At 69.3% G+C, this 19037-nt stretch carries 15 protein-coding genes; 12 read left to right on the top strand and 3 right to left on the bottom strand.

What is annotated here, in order from left to right; genetic code table 11:
* Positions 1–354: 354 nt before the first annotated feature.
* The gene (locus tag ACT3CF_RS07955) at positions 355–1002 is read left to right on the top strand and encodes a DUF4142 domain-containing protein (protein ID WP_478421713.1); all 648 of its coding nucleotides are present in this window, start codon (positions 355–357) and stop codon (positions 1000–1002) included.
* 81 nt (positions 1003–1083) lie between these two features.
* On the opposite strand, the gene ACT3CF_RS07950 is transcribed toward ACT3CF_RS07955, so the two are convergent.
* Positions 1084–1764: an SPFH domain-containing protein gene (locus ACT3CF_RS07950; protein ID WP_478421712.1), complete on the bottom strand. Its 681-nt coding sequence runs from the start codon at positions 1762–1764 to the stop codon at positions 1084–1086.
* Positions 1765–2152: 388 nt separating this feature from the next.
* Between ACT3CF_RS07950 and ACT3CF_RS07945 the strand changes: the two genes are divergently transcribed.
* From ACT3CF_RS07945 to ACT3CF_RS07920, 6 genes are all read left to right on the top strand, one after another.
* Positions 2153–3352, top strand: coding sequence for an AAA family ATPase (locus tag ACT3CF_RS07945; RefSeq protein ID WP_478421711.1), 1200 nt, complete (start codon positions 2153–2155; stop codon positions 3350–3352).
* Between the two features lie 78 nt (positions 3353–3430).
* Positions 3431–4543 carry a ParB/RepB/Spo0J family partition protein gene (locus ACT3CF_RS07940; RefSeq protein WP_478421710.1) on the top strand — a complete coding sequence of 371 codons (1113 nt, stop codon included), beginning with the start codon at positions 3431–3433 and terminating at the stop codon, positions 4541–4543.
* Positions 4544–4898: 355 nt separating this feature from the next.
* A complete protein-coding gene (locus tag ACT3CF_RS07935; RefSeq protein ID WP_478421709.1) occupies positions 4899–6248 on the top strand; it encodes a replication initiator protein A in 1350 nt (449 codons plus the stop codon).
* Positions 6249–9742: 3494 nt separating this feature from the next.
* Positions 9743–10396 carry a ParA family partition ATPase gene (gene parA / locus ACT3CF_RS07930; RefSeq protein ID WP_478421708.1) on the top strand — a complete coding sequence of 218 codons (654 nt, stop codon included), beginning with the start codon at positions 9743–9745 and terminating at the stop codon, positions 10394–10396.
* The gene (locus ACT3CF_RS07925) at positions 10393–10665 is read left to right on the top strand and encodes a ribbon-helix-helix domain-containing protein (protein WP_478421707.1); all 273 of its coding nucleotides are present in this window, start codon (positions 10393–10395) and stop codon (positions 10663–10665) included. The genes parA and ACT3CF_RS07925 overlap by 4 nt, the downstream gene beginning before the upstream one ends.
* Positions 10666–10838: 173 nt before the next feature.
* On the top strand, positions 10839–11531 hold the full coding sequence (locus ACT3CF_RS07920) for a GAF domain-containing protein (protein ID WP_478421706.1): 693 nt from the start codon (positions 10839–10841) through the stop codon (positions 11529–11531).
* Here ACT3CF_RS07920 and ACT3CF_RS07915 read toward each other — a convergent pair.
* A complete protein-coding gene (locus tag ACT3CF_RS07915) occupies positions 11528–12160 on the bottom strand; it encodes a DUF2490 domain-containing protein (protein ID WP_478421705.1) in 633 nt (210 codons plus the stop codon). The two genes, ACT3CF_RS07920 and ACT3CF_RS07915, sit on opposite strands and share 4 nt — an antisense overlap.
* A gap of 317 nt (positions 12161–12477) precedes the next feature.
* Between ACT3CF_RS07915 and ACT3CF_RS07910 the strand changes: the two genes are divergently transcribed.
* Positions 12478–13533, top strand: a complete 1056-nt coding sequence (locus ACT3CF_RS07910) for a DUF47 family protein (protein ID WP_478421923.1) — start codon at positions 12478–12480, stop codon at positions 13531–13533.
* A 15-nt stretch (positions 13534–13548) separates the two neighbouring features.
* Entirely contained in the window at positions 13549–14562 is a 1014-nt protein-coding gene (locus ACT3CF_RS07905) for an inorganic phosphate transporter (RefSeq protein WP_478421704.1), read from the top strand.
* Between the two features lie 55 nt (positions 14563–14617).
* Here ACT3CF_RS07905 and ACT3CF_RS07900 read toward each other — a convergent pair whose 3' ends face one another.
* Positions 14618–15295 (bottom strand): type 1 glutamine amidotransferase domain-containing protein, encoded by a 678-nt coding sequence (locus ACT3CF_RS07900; protein WP_478421703.1) that lies wholly within the window; start codon positions 15293–15295, stop codon positions 14618–14620.
* Between the two features lie 182 nt (positions 15296–15477).
* Between ACT3CF_RS07900 and ACT3CF_RS07895 the strand changes: the two genes are divergently transcribed.
* From ACT3CF_RS07895 to rfbA, 3 genes are all read left to right on the top strand, one after another.
* A complete protein-coding gene (locus ACT3CF_RS07895) occupies positions 15478–16842 on the top strand; it encodes a carbohydrate porin (RefSeq protein WP_478421702.1) in 1365 nt (454 codons plus the stop codon).
* 130 nt (positions 16843–16972) lie between these two features.
* Entirely contained in the window at positions 16973–18055 is a 1083-nt protein-coding gene (rfbB, locus tag ACT3CF_RS07890; protein ID WP_478421701.1) for a dTDP-glucose 4,6-dehydratase, read from the top strand.
* Positions 18052–18933 carry a glucose-1-phosphate thymidylyltransferase RfbA gene (gene rfbA / locus ACT3CF_RS07885; protein ID WP_478421700.1) on the top strand — a complete coding sequence of 294 codons (882 nt, stop codon included), beginning with the start codon at positions 18052–18054 and terminating at the stop codon, positions 18931–18933. The genes rfbB and rfbA overlap by 4 nt, the downstream gene beginning before the upstream one ends.
* Positions 18934–19037 lie beyond the last annotated feature (104 nt).

The raw sequence follows: 19037 nt of genomic DNA, 5'->3' as shown, positions 1-19037 counted from the left end.
ACGCTCCGGCTGCGGATCGGCGATCCCACCGGCCTTGATCACGCCGGAACGCGCCGGAACCAGCGCGGCGGCGCGGGCTTATGGGTCCCCGTCCAGCGTCCGCGCGAGGCGCTGATCCGCAACGCGCTCGCAAATCGCCGTCCGCGCCAATCGGGGCCTCATGCAATTGCTTAGCAATCGCGCCTCGGTCTCGCGCGCCCGGCGTTACGCACCGCAGGCGGAGGCGCCCGATTCACCGGCCTTTTCGCTCTCGCGTTGCATTAGCACCTCCACAAACCCTCCGGCCGCCATATCCCCCCAAGGAACACAATCGCGCCGCGATCGGTTCAGCCGCCACCAAAAGGAGAGGTTCGCATGACCAAGACCTTCGTTCTCTTGGGCGCCGCGGCGCTCGCGCTCACTGCCTGCGATCGCAACGGCGGCACCACGGCCGACAACGGCACCACCGCTGCCGACAATATGGGCTCGGACATGGGCAACACGGCCAGCGCCGCGCAGGGCACGGTCGAGGATACCGCCGGCGCCGCCGTCGGCATGGGTGCCGCCCCCGCTGCCAACACGGCCGACGGCTATGTCACCAATGCCGCGATCAGCGACATGTACGAGATCGAGGCGAGCAAGCTCGCGCTCCAGAAGTCGCAGTCGCCCGCGATCAAGAAGTTCGCCCAGCAGATGATCGCCGATCACACCAGGACGACCGACCAGCTCAAGGCGACGCTCAAGACCGCCAATCTTCAGCTCACCCCGCCCAAGCAGCTCGACGATCGCCGCCAGGGGCTGATCGACAACCTCAAGCCGCTGTCGGGCAAGGATTTCGACAAGGCATATCTCGATCAGCAGACCGCCGCGCACAGCGAGGCGCACACGCTCCACAGCGACTTTGCCGAGGACGGCGACAACGACGCGCTCAAGAAGTTCGCGGCGACGACCGCGCCCAAGGTCCAGCACCATCTCGACATGGTGAAACAGCTCGACAAGGGCGGCGCCGACGGCACGCACTGACCGGCGGTCGCGGGGCGCGTGCGTCGCCCCGCCCCTGCCCCGTCGCCTGTCGTGCCGACGCGCGCCCCCGCGGGCGGAGGTTCAGTCCGCGGGCGCCGCCTCTGCTGCGGGAAGCGCGACCGTGTCGACCCCCAGCTCGGTACAGCACAGCCCCATCGCCTCGAACATCGCGTCGGCCGCCGCCTGCAGCCGGCCGCCAAGCGCGCCCGGATCGACCGTCAGCGCCGCCAGCGCCAGCCCCGGCACGCCCAGCGTCCGCTCGACCCCCGCCATCAGCGCGGCATCGAGCACCGGCGCGATCGCCTCGATCGAAAGGTCGCGACGGCCGCGCAGGAACGTCTCGGCAAAGCGCGGCAGCGACGCGACGCGAAACGCGTAATTGCCCGCCACCGCCACGGGCACCCGCCCGCGATCCTTGTCGTCGACGAGCAGCGGCTGCGGCGTCACCCAGCGCATCCCGATCCGCTCCTCGATCGACACGAAGCACAGATCGGCCTCGAACGGTGCGGGGGGCAGGTCGTCCCAGCCGCGCAGCCGCGCCAGCCCCGGCATCGCCGCCGGCCCCGGCCGGTGCGTCCCCGGCGCGAGGATGTCGACAAGCGCCCCCTCCTCGAACACCAGCAGCCGCTGCGTCGGCGCGACGCGGATCCGCGCCTCGGGCGCGATCCGTCCCTGCCCCGCGGGAAAGGGCGCCGCGAGCACGCCCGGCTCATCGGGCCATTCGACCCGATCGACCCGCTCGCGCGATGGACTTTCCAGCATCACCCCTCCCCTTTCCGTCAACGGAAGACAAGACGATGATTATTTGAAATAAATCAAGAACTCGTCACCAGCGACATGCGTCCGTTGCGGCTGCGAAAGGACCAAAACGGGACGATTGCGCGAAACGAAAGCATCCGGCCCGCTCTTTCTTGCCCGGTCGCCTTTGCGCGCCCGCCCCTGAAAGGCCGCGCTCGTCCGCCATGCCTTCCGCGCGCACGCCCGAATCGGCGCTCGCCGACGGGCCGCCGGTCGCGGTCCACCGGCGAAAACAGATTCAACCACGCCCCACCCCGGCCGCTCGCATATCTTTGGTGTCGCCCTTGCCGTTTTGAAGCAATTGTGCAACGATTGCCGCAGCATTCGTTCAACATTCGCCGCGGGGCATCCAATGTATTCAGACATCGAGCGGATCAGCGAGCTTGCCGATGCGGGCGAACGCATGATCGAGCGGCTGCGGCGCAAGGCGTTCCTGCCCGAAAGCCGCAAGGGCCTCAATGTCCGCTTCGGCATTGCCGAGGCCGCCCAGCTGCTCGGCTGTTCGACCAATCGCATCCGCATGGCCGAAGAGGACGGCCGCCTGCCGCCGCCGCCCGCGTCGGACACCGGCCGCCGGCTCGGCTATACGATCGAGGAGCTGCTCAACATGCGCGCGGTGCTCGGCGCCTCGCCCGCGCGCGCGCCGCTCGACAATCCGGCGATCATCGCGGTCCAGAATTTCAAGGGCGGCGTCGGCAAGTCGACCGTGACGACGCACCTCGCCCATTATTTCGCGGTGCAGGGCTATCGCGTGCTCGTCGTCGATTGCGACAGCCAGGCGACGACGACGACGCTGTTCGGCTTCAACCCGCATTTCAACATCACGCGCGAAGAGACGCTCTACCCCTATCTGTCGATCGATCCGACCCAGGCCGACCTGCTCTATGCGGTCAAGAAGACGCCGTGGCCCAATGTCGACCTGATCCCGTCGAACCTCGAGCTGTTCGACGTCGAATATGAGCTGGCGGCGGCGGGCGCCGACGGCGGGTCAATCCTCGCCACGCGCTTTCGCAAGCTCAAGGCCGGGCTCAACGACCTGGCGCGGCAATATGACGTCGTGATCCTCGATCCGCCGCCCGCGCTCGGCACGATCAGCCTGGCGGTGATGCAGGCGGCGAACGCGCTGCTCGTCCCGCTCGCGGCGACGACGCCCGACTTCTGCTCGACGGTGCAGTTCCTGTCGATGATGGACCAGGTGCTCAACCAGCTCACCGAGGCGGGGATCGAGGTCGATTACGACTTTGTCCGGCTGATCTGTTCGAAGTTCGACGGCAACGATCCCAGCCACGCGATGGTGCGTCAGATCATGGAGCAGACCTTCGGCCCGGCGCTGCTTCCCATCCCGATCCTCGAATCGGCCGAGATCAGCCACGCCGCGATGCGGATGATGACGATCTACGAGCTCGAACGCCCGATCGGCACCGCGCGCACGCACAAGCGCTGCAAGGCCAATCTCGACGAGGCGCTGGCGCAGGTCGAGCAGCTCGTCCGCCGCAACTGGGGCCGCGTGCCCCCCGCCAGCGAGGAGGAGGTCGTCAATGAGGCGGCCTGATCCCAACGGCGCGGCGCGCGAAAAAAACGCTGTCCTACACGTTGATGTTCTGCATATGTTCCGGTTCGGGAGGCATTGATGGCCCGCACGCAGAAGGATTATCTCGCCGATCTGCTGTCCGACGAGGCGGCCGATGCGGCCCCCGAACCCGCGGCGTCGGCGGCGCCTGCTGCCCCGGCGCGCGCGCCCGAACCCGCCGCCGGTGCGGCGCATGGCGGCGCGATCGGCCCCGCCCGGGCGCTGCGCGCGCGCGGGACGACGTTGCTGGGACGCGAATCGGCGCTCGCCCGCGTCGCCAGCGGCGAGGTGCGCCAGGTCACGCAATTGCTGCTCGATCCGGCGCGCGTGCGCATCTGGCACGGCAATGCCCGCGTCTATGCGCATCTCAACGAAGCCAATGTCCGCGAACTGATCGATTCGATCATCGCCGAGAACGGGCAAAAGGTGCCCGCGGTGGTGCGCCGGGTCGAGGGCGATCCCGACCATGAGTTCGAAGTGATCGCGGGCACGCGGCGCCATTTCGCGATCTCGTGGCTGCGCGCGCACGCCTATCCCGACATGCACTTCCTGGCCCAGGTCGCCCAGCTCGACGACGAGGCGGCATTCCGCCTCGCCGATCTCGAGAACCGCGCGCGCAAGGACGTGTCCGACCTCGAACGCGCGCGCAACTATGCCCAGGCGCTTCACACGCATTACGACGCGCACCTGACGCGGATGGCCGAACGGCTCAAGCTGTCGAAGGGCTGGCTGTCGAAGATGATCAAGGTCGCGTCGATTCCCGACGCGGTGATCGACGCGTTCGGCTCGCCCGCCGATGTCCAGCTCAAGCCCGCCTATCCGCTCGCCCAGGCGCTCGACGACAAGACGGCGGCACGCGCGATCCACGCCGCCGCGCGCCAGATCGCGCGCGAGCAGGCGCAGCGCCATGCCGACGGACTGTCCCCCTACCCCGCCGCCGAGGTGATCCGGCGGCTGATGGACGCGCCGCGCGCCCAGTCGGTACCCGCGGGCGATCCGTTCGTGTGGACGACGGCGCAGGGTCGCAAGGCGCTGAGCATCCAGTCGGTCAACCGTCAGGGCGTGACGATCCGGCTCCATGCCGGTTCGGGCGCGACCGACGAGGCGCTGGCCGACGCGCTCAAGGCCGCGCTCGCGCATCTCGAGCGCGAGGGCCGGGGCCTGCAGCGTTGACCGCGACGGACGCCTTTCCGCGGCTGTTTCCCCGGGGAAACGGCGTCCGCCCCGGCCCTGCCGTTTCCCCGGGGAAACGCGCTGCGCACGCGTTCCCGAAGGATCGAGTCGCGTCCGGAACGCGGGCTCCAGCCACCGCCCCCCGCCCGTTCCGACGCAAATCGGCGGGTGACACCCCCCTCACGGCCGTCACGGGCACGCCGCCCCGCCGGCCCCGCGCCGCTGTTTCCCCGGGGAAACAGCGCGCGGCGTTCCCGAAGGATCGGGTGTGCGACGATCGGACCGGGGCTGTTTCCCCGGGGAAACACGGGCAATCTTCCGGCGCAGCAGCGCCGGGCACGACGGAGAGGCAGGCATGACCGAGGCGCGCCGCGAGACCGTTTCCGACCAGTTCGACCTGTTCCTCCCCTATCTCTCGGACCTGCCGCTGCGCGACCAGCGCGAGATGATGGAACGGCCGTTCTTCAGCCTCGCCAAGTCGAAGCGGGTGAAGCCGATCGACTATCGCTCGCCCGACGGCAAGCTGTGGGTGCATGTCTCGGCCAGTCCCGATTACGGCATGGCGACGATCTGGGATGCCGACATCCTGATCTATTGCGCCAGCGTGCTCGCCGACATGGCGCGGCGCGGGATCAACGACCTGCCGCGCAAGCTCCACCTGATGCCCTATGACCTGCTGCGCGCGATCGGGCGGCCGACGACGGGGCGTGCCTATGAACTGCTCGGCCAGGCGCTCGACCGCCTCGTCGCGACGACGATCAAGACCAATATCCGCGCCGAAAACCGTCGCGAGGCGACGTTCAGCTGGCTCGACGGTTGGACCCAGCTTGTCGACGAACGCACCGAACGCTCGCGCGGGATGACGATCGAGCTGTCGAACTGGTTCTACGAAGGCGTGGTGATGACCGGCGGCGTGCTGTCGATCGACCGCGCCTATTTCGATCTGACCGGCGGGCGCGAGCGCTGGCTCTACAAGGTCGCGCGCAAGCATGCCGGCGGCGCGGGCGAGGCGGGGTTCGCGATCTCGATGCCGACGCTGTTCGAGAAATCGGGCGCCGAGGGCCAGTATCGGCGGTTCAAGTTCGAGATCGCCAAGATCGCCGAACGCAACGAGCTGCCCGGCTATACGCTCGCGCTCGAAATGCCCGCGGGCAAGCGCGAACCCAATCTGCGGATGCGGCGGCGGCCCGATGCGGGGCGCCCCGCGCCGCGCCCGGTCGCGCTGACGGGGACGGGAATGGTCGATGCCGATGCCGATGCCGATGCAACCGACCCGACCCCGCCCTCGACCGGCAAGCGCGCCTCGGCACGCCCGCGCACGGCGAAAGCGGCGGCCGTGGCGGCCACCACCGCGCAAGGGGAGGGCGCAGCCGCGGCATCGCCGTCACATTCCCCTGCCCCTGCCCCGGCCCCGGCGGCAGCCATGGTCGCGGGCGACATCGATGCCAATCCGACGATCGACGCGCGCGCGCTGATCCGCCGGTCGGTGCGCGGCCTGTCGTCGCGCGGCACCGCCGGGATGGTCACCGACGCCACGCTCGACCTGCTGCGCAGCGAATGTCCGGGCTGGGATTATCAGGAGCTGCATCGCCAGTTCCGCGACTGGATCGACGCCGATCCCGAACGCACGCCGGTGAGCTATCAGAACGCCTTTATCGGCTTTGTCCGCCGCTGGGACGCACGCAACCGCCACAAGCTGCGCTAGCGTCCAAGGCCGCAGCGGCCCGGGAGCGGGAGCGGAGCGGGGCGGGGCCGACAACCGGCGACCCAGGACGGGAGCCGGAGATCGGCGCGGAAGAACGGGGGCCGCAGACGGAGCCGCCGAAGGGAGCCGGCGAACGGAGAGGGTGAACCACAAACCCGAAACCAGGCGCCTCCAACCCCACCCCCACCCCCACCCCCGCGCCAGCGCCAGCGCCGCCTCCCTCCCGGAATGCGGACACGCCCCAGCGGCGGCGCCCCACTCCGACCTCCCCGCTCGATGCCTCACCGGACCAAACCGCAACGCCGCCCGCCCCTCACCTCCGCCGGTCTCGCCTCGCCTGCGAGGAGCGACAAGCATCGCATACCCTCCCCCTGCCCCACGCGCCCGCGAACCTCGCCCGGCCTGCGGGGAGCGACGAACCTCGCATAGCTTCCCCCCTGTCCCTCACGCCCCGGCCTCGCCCCGCCTACGGGGGGATGCGAACCTCGCATATCTTCACCCTGCCTCTCATGCCCTCTGACCTCGCCCCGCCTGCGGGGGATGACGAGCATCGCATGCCTTCACCCCGCCGCTCGCGCCCGCCGACCTCGCCCCGCCTGCGAGAGGATGCGAACCTCGCATGCCTTCGCCCCTGCCCCTCACGCCCCCCGGCCTCGCTCCGCCTGCGGGGGACGACGGGCATCGCATGCCTTCACCCCTGCCCCTCATTCCCCCCGACCCCGCCTCCCTTTCCGGGGGATGCGAACCTCGCATATCTTCGCCCCCGGCCCCGCACGCCGGCGGGGGAGACGAACATCGCATACCGTCCCCGCTTGCCCCTCACGCCCGTCGGCATCGCCCCGCCGCCGCCCCCTTCCCGACAAGCCGCCTCGATCGCGACTTGCATGAAACCCGCCCGACCTTCTGCCCGCCGGGCGCGCTCCATCCGCCCAAAGCGTCATGCCTCCGACAACCATGGCCGCGTTCAAGCGGTCATGGTCCACACATCGGCATCCTTTCTGCGCCCGCCTTCGCCCTCGGCCTCGCCCTGGCCCTGGCCCGGCACAGACGCGCCATTGTCCCGCAACCGCCCAGTCCCGGACCTCATGCGCATACCGATCCTCCGGCCCGCGCCCGTCCGCACCTCTCCGGCGAAGCGCCACCGCCGCCCGCGTCCTACCGCCCACAGGCCCGTCCCACGCGTCGCCCTCCCGTGCGGCGATCGCCCGCGCCACAAGAACCACGCACCGCCAGCCCCCGCGCCGACCATCGCCATCCCGGAACGCATCCCCGCGCCGCGCACGGTCGCTGGTCTCCAGTCGCCGGCGCAGGCCAAACCCGCCGCGATTGCCGAAAACACGTCTCCGCCCGCCACATGCGCGCCGGGCACCGGGCATCCGTGGCGGCCGAACCGGCCACGGTTGCCGAGCACGCGCGCCGATCACCACATGTGTGCCGGGCGCCAGTCACTCGCGAGCGCCGAACAGTCCGCGATTGCCGAAGGCGCGCGCCCCTCGATACACGCGCGCCGGGCGCCGGTCCCCGTCCTCCCGGATGGCCGCTCGCCATCCCGAACCGGCCGGGGCCCCGCCAGACCTAACCCACGCCCCGCCGAACCATCGCACCGACCTGCCTTCGACGATCGCGCCCAGCGCCCCAGCGCCCCAGCGCCCGCCGTTCGACACCGGCCCGCGCCGGTGTCGCAACCCGGCCTGCTCGAAACCTGGCGGGAGCCTAAACTTCCTAAACTTCGCCGCGACCGGACAGCGCCCGCGCCGCACACTCTCCGCCTTCACCGCGCGCCGGTCGGCATCGCCCGGGGCGGCAGGGGAGGGGAGGTCCAGCGCCGCCGACCCGGCGTCCGGGCCGCCGACGCCAAGCCGGAAACCGCGTCACCGCCGTCGCGGACCGCTCGAACCGTTCCCGAAGTGTCGGGTCGCCGAACGACATCCGCGCCGGCCATGGTCGGCCGCCGCACGATTGAACGTCGAAGCGAAGCGGGGTGTTGGAAATGATTCAATCACAGCGTGCAAAACGCCGCCGGATCGGGGGCATCGACACTCCGGGAACGGCTTTCGGTCCTTCGGGAACGCATCCCCGACACTTCGGGAACGGCACGGTCGACACTTCAAGAACGTTCGTTCGATCCTTCGGGAACGCACGCGCATCGTCGACTCATGGGTTTCTCGGGTGCGAATCGGCCGTGGCAGCGCGGCTAACCTCTTAAATTGAATCGAAACCAATCTAACCGGGCGAAGAGATTTCCATTTTTTGAATGCTTTGGAGAGCAAGACGATCCGTCACCGCCCCCTCGCGCCGCACAGCAAGCCGTCCGCTTCGGGCGGCGCGACGCTAAGCCGGTCGCCAACAACGCTCCGGCGGGGCAGGGGAGGGAAGCACCCGCGCCGCGCCGGACAGGCCTGTACGCTTCGCTGCGCGCTGTCAGGGCTCGCGAAGCCCCAACCGTTACCCCACCAACGCATGACCGCTGCATACCGCCCAGCGCGGTTACGAGGCTTGAGCCGTGTGCTGGTGTGCCGAAGCAATGCTGCGGCCGCCCGTTCCCACCGTTGCCATCTGCGAAGACGGGCGCGCCCCGGCGTCGGGACAGCATCTTCTACCGTCGCAGGCCGTGCGAGGCAGATGATTTCCACGAACCGACGTCGAAACGGCGGCGAAGAGACCCAGCCGACCGGCGACGACGGCGGGGGAACACGACAAACCCGACACTTCGGATTGTCGTCAGGGCGACGCGTCGACATGTCGGCCGAAGCGGGCGCGAAGCGGAGCATGCGCAGGCCAGCGCTTCAGGCGACTGTGCCTCGACGCCCCAAGATGAACGCAAAACAGCCTCAACAGGCGGATGGCGCGCCCTCAAGCGGAACGAGAGCGAAAATCGACCTACACGACAATCCGACGTGTCGACATGTCGCCGTGCCCACACGCCGAAGCGTCGACTGCCGCAGCGCCTTCCGCGACGCGCGTGCCGGCCCATCCGTCACCGTGCCCGGTCCGTCAGCGGGGGCAGGTGTTCCGCCTGCGGCCGGCGCCGTCTCGGTGGATTAGTTGCCGCCCATCCCCCACCGCGCCCCATCCCGCGCCGGTGCAAGGCCAGGACGCCGACGCGACGGGCCGCAGCCGAGGCTCGCCTTCGCGCCATCGGCATTCCGGGGCGGCGTGAAACCCCTGCCGCCGCAGCACACAGCCGGAAATACGCTTCATGTCCGTGGAGGCGGCGGGGGCAGGGGATGACACACAGCGCGGCGCTCCCCGACTGCGGCGGGCGCTTCAAGCCGGAATCGGCAGCGAAGCGGGCGTCCCGGTCTCCATCCGGTCGCAGGGTGCCGATGCCGGAATTGCGCGCGGCGCGCCGCACCTTCGGCCCCGAACGGCGTCCGCGCTTGACTTCGCCGGACCATGGGGGGAGAGCAGGGCAGACAGTTCGACAGGATGACGATCCGACAAGTCGATCTGTCGGAATGTCGACACGTCGAGACGCCGACAAAGGGGGCAACATGCCGGTCATCGCGATCATCAGCCAGAAGGGGGGCGCGGGCAAGACGACGCTGGCGATCCACCTTGCCGCGGCCGCGCAGGAGGCGCGCGCGGTTTCGTTGATCGTCGACACCGATCCGCAGGCGACCGCGAGCCAATGGGCGGCGTGGCGCGGCGAACTGCCGCCCGAGGTGATCGACAGCCCGCCGCCGCGACTGGCCGCAAAGGTTGCGCAGGCACAGGCACAGGGCGCGCAACTCGTGGTGATCGACACGCCCCCGCATGCCGACAGCGCCGCGCGCGCCGCGGTCGAGATCGCCGACCTGGTGCTGATGCCGTGCCGCCCCAGCGCGTTCGACCTTTCGGCGATCCAGACCTCGGCCAAGCTGGTCCAGTTGCTGCGCAAGCCCGGCTTCGTCGTCTTCACCGCCGGCGCGCCCAATGCGCCGCGGGTCTATCAGGAGGCGGGCGAACTGGTCGATAGCTTCGGTGCGCCGCCGTGCCCGGTGCTGCTTCCCGACCGCGCCATCTATCGCCACGCGAGCGCGGTGGGGCGCACCGTGCTGGAGGCCGAGCCGACCGGCAAGGCGGCCGACGAGGTTCGCGAACTCTACAAGTGGACATGTCGACAGATCGGCATGCCGACACCCCGCAAGCGAAAGGCAAGTGCATGAGCCGCAAACCCAGCTTCGCCAATCTCCGCACCGCGCCGCCCGCACCGATCGCGGCCGCGCCCGTCGCCGGCGGGGAAACAGCGCCGCGCGAAAGCGGCCGTCCCGCGAGCCGCGAGGGCCGCAAGCAGATCGCGGGCTTTTTCTCGCCCGAAATGTCGCTTGCGATGCACATGCTCGCCCGCCGCCAGGGGCGCAGCCTCCAGGCGCTGATGGCCGAGGCCTTCAACGACGTGCTGCGCAAATATGGCGAAAGCCCGATCGGCGACTGACCATCGCGCGCCGTTCGGACCGTCTGCCCTGATCCCGGTGCGCCGGGGCAGCCCTGCCGCCGCGCCAAGTTCGGCATTGCGCGCCCGCACCGATTGCGGCAGCATCCGCCCGATATTCCGCGTTGTACGGCAAGGCTTTGCCGCGCCGTCGTTCGGGATCGCGAGCATTGGGGATGATGCACCAGAACTGCGACAGCACCGTCGAGAGCGCGGCCGAGGTCCGGCGTCAGGTTCGCGTCCTGACCAGCGGCGTGTTCGGGATGCAAGGTGACGCCGAGCTCTCGCGCATCGTCGAGCGCGTCGCCGCCGCGACCGGATTTCCATACGCCGCCGTTTCGATCGTCGATCGAACGCGCCTGTGGCTGGCCGCGGCCTATGGCTTCGATCCGCGCGAGTTCGCCCGACCCGACAGTTTTTGCGACGCGGCCATCCAGATCCCGGGCTTTGCCCCGCTCTGCGTCGCCGATGCGTGGCGCGAGCCGCGCTTCAAGTTTGCCCCGGCCGTGATCGAGATGAACGTCCGTGCCTATTATGCCGCGCCGCTCGTCACGGGCGACGGCTTCGCGCTGGGCACGCTGTGCCTGCTCGACCAGAAACCGCGAACGGTCGATGCCGAGGCGCTGGCGCTGCTGACTTCGCTGGCGGGACGCGCGACGGAGGTGATCGATCGCGAACCCAATGCCGTCGCCTATGCCCGCCAGGCCGTCGCCGAGCTTTGTGCGCGGATCCGGCAGGCGATCGCCGAGGAGAACGACGCCAAGGTCGCGCTGCTGGACGAGGAGCTTCGCCGGTTCGAAGCCAGGCTCAAGCCGTACTGGCAAGCCGATGGCACGCCGGGCGAGGGGGCAGGATCGGGCAAAGCCTAGCGACCGGCCGAATCGCGGCCGAGGCGGATCGTCAGTTGCATCGCGAGCGCATGGTCCATCTGTGCGCGCACGCCGCGCCGCGCCGGACGGAACTGGTTGAGATAGCCGATGTCGGCGCTCAGGCCGCGCGCGATGGGCAAGGTCGCACCGATCAGGTTGCGCATCCGTTCATAGCCCTGGCGCTGCCCCCAGCGCGTCGCGTTGGGCAGGTAGAAGCTTTCATGGCTGACGAACAGCGCGGCGCCGTGCGCTCCGACCGGCACGGCGTAGCGCAGTTGCGGACGCAGCCGGAACCCGATCTCGGGGCCGTCGGGGTGAAAGCGTTCGTCGAGGCGAAGCCGCACCGTCAGCCGGCCGAAATTGCCGACGACCTGCTGGCGCAGGCGATCCTCGTCCGCGGCGCGGTTGCCGCCATGCGCGCCCACGCGGCGATAGCCGATGCCGACCTCGAACCGCCGGCCGACGCGACGGCTGACCAGCCCGCCGAATTCGGTCTGGAACAGCCCGCCGTCGCGATCACCGAAGCGCGCAATCTGCTCGACCGTCAGCCGGGTCGTTTCGGAAAGCGGAACATTGGCATTGACTTGCAGCCAGAGCTGCTCGTCCTCCCGCTGGGCACAGGCCGGCATCGCCACAAGCGTTCCGAGCGCGGCGGCCACCGCTGCGGCGGCGGCGCGGCAGGGCGATCGAACAGGCGGGAACCCGGACATGGCGGAAATCGGCCCTCGAACGCTTGACTGGTAACGGATTTGTGACAGTAGCCGCTGTCCGGGGCGGCGCAAGGCTGCCGTCGCCCTGGACGGAAGCGGCGCGCCCGACGGCGCCGCGCTTGCGCCGACCGGCCGATCCGTCTTCACCGTGCCGCCCCAGGGAGCGCCCCGCCATTCGCCAGATTGCCGCCCTGCCGTACCGCACCGATGGGCCGGGCGTCGATGCGCCCGTGCGGATCATGCTCGTCACCTCCCGCGACAGCGGGCGCTGGGTGATTCCCAAGGGAAACCCCATGGCGGGCATGGCGGCGCACAGTGCGGCCGCGCTGGAGGCGCAGGAGGAGGCGGGGGTGCTGGGGCTCGTCTGCCCCACGGCGCTCGGCTCGTACCGCTATCGCAAGCGGCGCAAGAACGGCGCGTCGCTGATGATCGACGTCGACGTCTTTCCGCTGGCGGTGAACACCGAACTGGCGGCGTGGAAGGAGCAGTCGCAGCGCGAGCGGCGGTGGTTCAGCCTCGCCGATGCCGCCGCCGCGGTCGACGAGCCCGATCTGCGCGACCTGATCCGGTCGTTCGGCCAATCCGAATTCAAGGCAGCAACCCAGCGCACCGGCATCCTGGCCGCCGTTGCCCATAAATCGAAAGTCACTTCCATGTTTGCTTGGTTCCAGCGGCTGCTGCCGAAGACGGGCAATTTCTTCGAGCTTTTCGAGGCCCATGCCGCAACCGTCGCGGCCGGCGCCGATGCGTTGGCGCGGCTGGTGCAGGACGGCGGCCGCGATCATATCCGCGAGGTGATCGAGCGCGAGCACGATGCCGACGAGATCACGCGCGAAATGCTGCGCACGGTACGCGAGACCTTCCTGACCCCGTTCGACCGCGGCGCGATCACCTCGCTGATCGGCTCGCTCGACGATGCGATCGACGAGATGCAGGCGGCGGTGCTGGCGATCGACCTGTACGAAGTCACGCAGTTCGAACAGGAAATGAAGGACATGGTCGCGATCATCGTCGACGCTGCCCGGCTGGTGGGCGAAGCGATGCCGCTGCTTCGCGACGTCGGGCGCAACGGCAAGCGGCTGCACGAGCTGACCGAACGGCTGGTGCGGATCGAGAGCCATGCCGACGACATTCACCGTGCCGGGCTGAAGCGCGGCTTCAGGGAACTGGGAGCGAGCGATCCGCTGCTCTTTTCGGTCCAGCGCGAGGTGTACAAGCATCTCGAACGGATCGTCGACGCGTTCGAGGATGTCGCGAACGAGATCGACGGCATCGTGATCGACCACGCCTGATCGGGCCGCACCAAAATGCACGAACTCGCGCTTCCGCTGCTGATCGGGTTGATCCTGGTCGCGCTGGCCTTCGACTTCCTCAACGGCCTGCATGACGCCGCCAACTCCATCGCGACGGTGGTGGCGACGCGGCTGCTCAAGCCGGTCCACGCCGTCGCCTTTGCGGCGACGTTCAACTTCGCCGCCTATTTCCTCACCGTCGCCTTTCCCAGCCTGCACAAGGTCGCCGACACGATCGGGCAGGGGCTGATCGAGCGCAACCTCATCACGCCCGCGGTGGTGTTCGGCGCGCTGGTGGGGGCGATGTTCTGGAACATCGTCACCTGGCTGAAGGGGATTCCGTCATCGTCGAGCCATGCGCTGGTCGGCGGGATGATCGGATCGGGCATCGCCCATGCCGGGCTCGGCGGCGTCAAATGGGCGGGGCTCAACAAGACGCTGATCGCGATCGTGCTGTCGCCGACGATCGGCATGATCCTGGCCATGGCGGTGATGCTGTTGACGAGCTGGCTGTTCCGTCGCGCCGATTCGCGCGGGGCGGAGCGCAGCTTCCGCTTTCTCCACCTGATTTCCTCGGGCGCCTATTCGCTGAGCCACGGGCTCAACGACGCGCAGAAGACGATGGGGATCATCACGGTGCTGCTCTATTCGACCGGCTATCTGCACGGGAAGTTCGAGGTGCCGCACTGGGTGGCGATCGCCTGCTATATCGCGATCGCGCTGGGGACGCTGTCGGGCGGGTGGAAGATCATCGAAACGATGGGCTCGCGCATCACCAAGCTGTCGCAGCATCAGGGTTTCAGCGCGTCGGCGGCGGGATCGATCGTGCTGTTCGGCGCTTCCTGGCTGGGCATTCCGGTGTCGACGACGCACACCATCACCGGCGCTGTGGTCGGGGCGGGCACGGCGCGGCGCGCCTCGGCGGTGCGCTGGGGGGTGGCGAGCAACGTCATCGTCGCCTGGATCATCACCATCCCCGCATCGGCGGCGGTCGGCGCGCTGTTCTACCTGCTCACGCGCCTGTTCTGAGCCTTGCCCCGCCGGCGGGCCGTGCGCCTCCGGCCGGCGGGGAAGGGCGCTGCGGTCAGCGCAGCAGCGCCAGCAGCGCGTCGGCGGCCGCCTCGGAACTGGCGGGGTTCTGTCCGGTCACCAGGCGACCATCGGTGATCGCGAACGGCGCCCAGTCGCCCGCCTTCTCATAATTGGCGCCCAGCCGGCGGAACTCGTCCTCGACCAGGAAGGGCACGATGTCGGTCAGCCCCACGGCCGCCTCTTCGCCATTGGTGAAGCCCGTCACGCGGCGCCCCTGCACCAGCGGGGTGCCGTCGGCCGCCTTGACGTGGCGCAGCACGCCCGGCGCATGGCAGACAAAGCCGATCGGCTTGCCCGCGCGCTCGAAGGCCTCGATCAGCGCGATCGAGCTGTCGAGCTCGGCCAGGTCCCACAGCGGCCCGTGCCCGCCGGGATAGAAGACGGCGTCGAAATCGCCCGCATCGATCGTCGCCAACGGCACCGTTGCGGCGAGCGCGGCCTGTGCGGCGGGATCGTCCTTGAACCGGCGCGTCGCCTCGGTCTGGAAGTCGGGCAGGTCGCTCTTGGGGTCGAGCGGCGGCTGACCGCCTGCAGGCGACGCAAGCGTCACTTCGGCCCCGGCGTCCTTGAAGCGGTAATAGGGGGCGGCGAACTCCTCGAGCCAGAAGCCGGTCTTGTGACCGGTATCGCCGAGCTGGTCGTGCGAGGTGAGAACCATCAGGATCTTCATTGCGATTGGCCTTTGCGGGTCATTGGGGGGAATTGCCGTCCTCAGCTAGGAACGGGGGCGTGCATCCGCCAGACCCCGGCGCGCGGATCGTTGCGCGACCGGGCAGATCGCCCGCACGGCGCCGGCTTCCCCCGGCGTCCGGGTTGGGGTAGGGGGCGGCGCCCCGTTGCCATGGTGTCCCGATGCGTCTCTCCCTGTTTCGCCTGCCGCTTCCTCTCCGTCGCGAGCGCCATGCGGCGCGCGGGCGATGGCTCGCACTCGGGCTGGCGCTCGCGCCGCTGCCCGCGGCGGCGCAGGACGATCCGGCGCCCGACGGCCAACGCTGGGCGGTGCATGGTCAGGCGACGCTGGTGGCCCAGGGCGTCGGCGGCTTCCATTCGGACAGCACCGGCCCCAACAGCCTGACGCCCCGCCAGTTTCGCGAGACGATCGACGCCACGCTCTATGCCGGGGTCAGTCCCTGGGCGGGCGCCGAATTGTGGGTGAACCCCGAAGTCGATCAGGGGTTCGGGCTGTCCGACACGCTGGGCGTCGCCGGCTTTCCCAGCGCCGAGGCGTACAAGGTGGGCAAGGCGCACCCCTATCTGCGGCTCCAGCGGCTGTTCCTGCGCCAGACGATCGCGCTCGGGGGCCCGGCCGAGGCCGTGGCGGCAGCGCCCAACCAGCTCGCGGGCAGCGTCACCGCCGACCGGGTCGTGCTGACGATCGGCAAGTTCGGCGTGGGCGACGTGTTCGACACCAATCGCTATGCGCACGATCCGCGCGGCGACTTCCTCAACTGGTCGCTCGTCGACACCGGCAGTTTCGATTATGCCGCCGACGCCTGGGGCTATAGCACGGGCATCGCCGCCGAATGGGTGACGGGCGCATGGACGCTGCGTGTGGGCGCCTTCAACCTCAGCCGCGTGCCCAATGGCGAGACGCTCGAACGCGATTTCGGGCAGAACCAGCTCGTCGGTGAGATCGAACACCGCCACCGGATCGCCGGGCACCCCGGTGCGGTGCGCGTCACGCTGTTCCGCAACCGCGGCCGGTTCGGCCGGTTCGACGATGCCCTGGCGCTGGCGGGGGCGGGGCGCGCGCCCGACACGGCGCAGGTGCGGCGCACGACGACGCGCGCGGGGATGTCGGTCAATCTCGAACAGCAACTGGGTGACCATCTGGGCCTGTTCGTGCGCGCGGGCACCGCCGATCCCGCGATTGAACCCTATGACTTCACCGATATCGACCGCTCGCTCGCGTTCGGTCTGTCGCTCGACGGCAAGGGGTGGGGAAGGCCGCACGACCGGATCGGGCTGGCGGGCGTGGTCAACGCGATCGGGGCGACGCATCAGCGCTACCTTGCCGCGGGCGGCATCGGCGTGCTGGTGGGCGATCGCGGCCTCGCCCATCCCGGCGACGAGCAGATCGTCGAGGCCTATTATGACTGGCAGCCCCGGCCCGGCATCGACCTGTCCTTCGATTACCAGCATGTCGCGAACCCCGGCTATAATCGCGACCGCGGACCCGCAAACATCCTCGCGCTGCGGCTGCACGGCGGGTTCTGATCGCCGACACGGCGACATGTCGGGGTGTCGGCGTGTAGACACGTAGGGGCGTGGCAGGGCCGGGCGGGCAAAGCAGCGGTTAACCCTTTTCGGCTAGTCGCAACGGCGTTGCAGTCCGGAGGACAATCGCATGGTAGCGCCCGAAGCGTCTCCCAAACGTATTCTGGTGAGCGGCGGCGCGGGTTTCATCGGCTCGGCGCTGGTGCGCCACCTGATCGAAAACAGCGCGCACGAGGTGCTCGTGGTCGATGCGCTGACCTATGCCGGATCGCTGGCGACGCTGGCGCCGGTTTCCGCCAATCCTCGCTTCCGTTTCCTGCGTCTCGACATTCGCGACGGCGACGCACTGACGCGCGCCTTTGCCGACTTTCGCCCCGACTGGATCTCGCATCTCGCCGCCGAGAGCCATGTCGACCGGTCGCTCGACGATCCCGATGCGTTCGTCACCACGAACCTGGTCGGCACCTATCAGATGCTCAAGGCGGCGCGGGCATGGCGCGACGGCCTGCCGGCCGATGCGGCGGAGCGGTTTCGCTTTCACCACATCTCGACCGACGAGGTGTTCGGGTCGCTCGGCGACACCGGGCGGTTCGACGAGGGCAGCGCCTATGACCCCCGGTCGCCCTACTCGGCGACCAAGGCCGGGTCCGATCATCTCGTGGCGGCGTGGGGGCACAGCTATGGTCTGCCCGTACTCATCACCAACTGTTCGAACAACTATGGTCCGTGGCAGTTTCCGGAAAAGCTGATCCCGCTGACGATCGGTCGCGCGCTCGCCGGTGCGCCGCTTCCCGTCTATGGCCAGGGGCTGCAAGTGCGCGACTGGCTGCATGTCGACGATCATGTCCGCGCGCTGTGTCGCGTGCTCGAAGCCGGCGTTCCCGGCCGGCGTTATGCGGTCGGCGGCGACGGTGAGCGGCGCAACATCGACCTGGTGCGGCTGCTGTGCACGATCCTCGACCGGCTTGCGCCGCGTCCGGACGGCCGCCCCCATGCCGAGCGCATCACCTTCGTCGCCGATCGGCCGGGTCATGACCAGCGCTATGCGATCGACGCAGCCCGGATCCGGGACGAGCTCGGCTGGTCGCCGCAATGGACGCTGGAGGCGGGGTTGGAAGCGACCGTCAGATGGTATCTGGAGCATCGCGACTGGCTCGACGCGCACGGCGATGCGCAGCGCCGCCGCGGACTGGGCGGGGGAGCCGGCGCATGAAGGGCATCGTGCTTGCCGGGGGCAGCGGAACGCGCCTGCACCCCGCGACGCTGGTGGTGAACAAGCAGTTGCTGCCCGTCTACGACAAGCCGATGATCTACTACCCGTTGTCGGTGCTCATGCTGACCGGGATCACCGAGATCCTCATCGTCTCCAGCCCCGATTATGTCGACAATTACCGCCGCCTCTTCGGCGACGGAAGCCGGCTGGGGCTGTCGATCGATTTCCTGGTGCAGCCGCGGCCCGAAGGACTGCCCCAGGCGTTCACGCTGGCCCGAGACTGGCTCGCGGGCGCGCCCGTGGCGATGATCCTCGGCGACAACATCTTCTATGGCAACGGGCTGGTCGCAATGTGCCGGCAGGCGGCGGCGCGGATCGAGGCGGAGGGCGGGGCGACGATCTTCGGCTACCAGGTCGAGGATCCGCGGCGTTACGGCGTGATCGGTTTCGATGCCGACGGCCGGATCGACAGTCTGGAAGAAAAGCCGCCGGTGCCCCGGTCGAACTGTGCGATGACCGGGCTCTATTTCTTCGACGGCGCCGTGTCCGATCATGCCGCTGCGCTCCGTCCGTCGCCGCGCGGCGAACTGGAGATCACCGACCTTGCCCGCCGTTATCTCGACGCCGGGCGGTTGCGCGTCGAACAGATGGGGCGGGGCTTTGCGTGGCTCGACACCGGCACGCATGACAGCCTGATCGAAGCCGCGGAATTCGTCCGGACGATCCAGCATCGCCAGGGCATCCAGATCGCCTGCCTTGAGGAAATCGCGCTGCATCTGGGGCTGATCGACGTCGAGAACGCCCGCACGCAGGCGATGGCGCTTGCCAAGTCTTCCTATGGCGCCGCGATCCTGCGCGCCATCGCTGCCCGGACGTGATGGCCGCGCCCGCCGCCGTGACAAACCCTTGATGTGACGGAACAACCCGTTCCCCTGCGCCTTTAGTTGCGCTACACCCAAAGGCTGCCGGCGGGGGCCGATCC

It is taken from the genome of Sphingomonas chlorellae, from assembly GCF_056485145.1.
The sequence above is the reverse complement of the archived record's forward strand: the minus strand, read 5'-3'. Positions and strand labels throughout refer to the sequence as shown.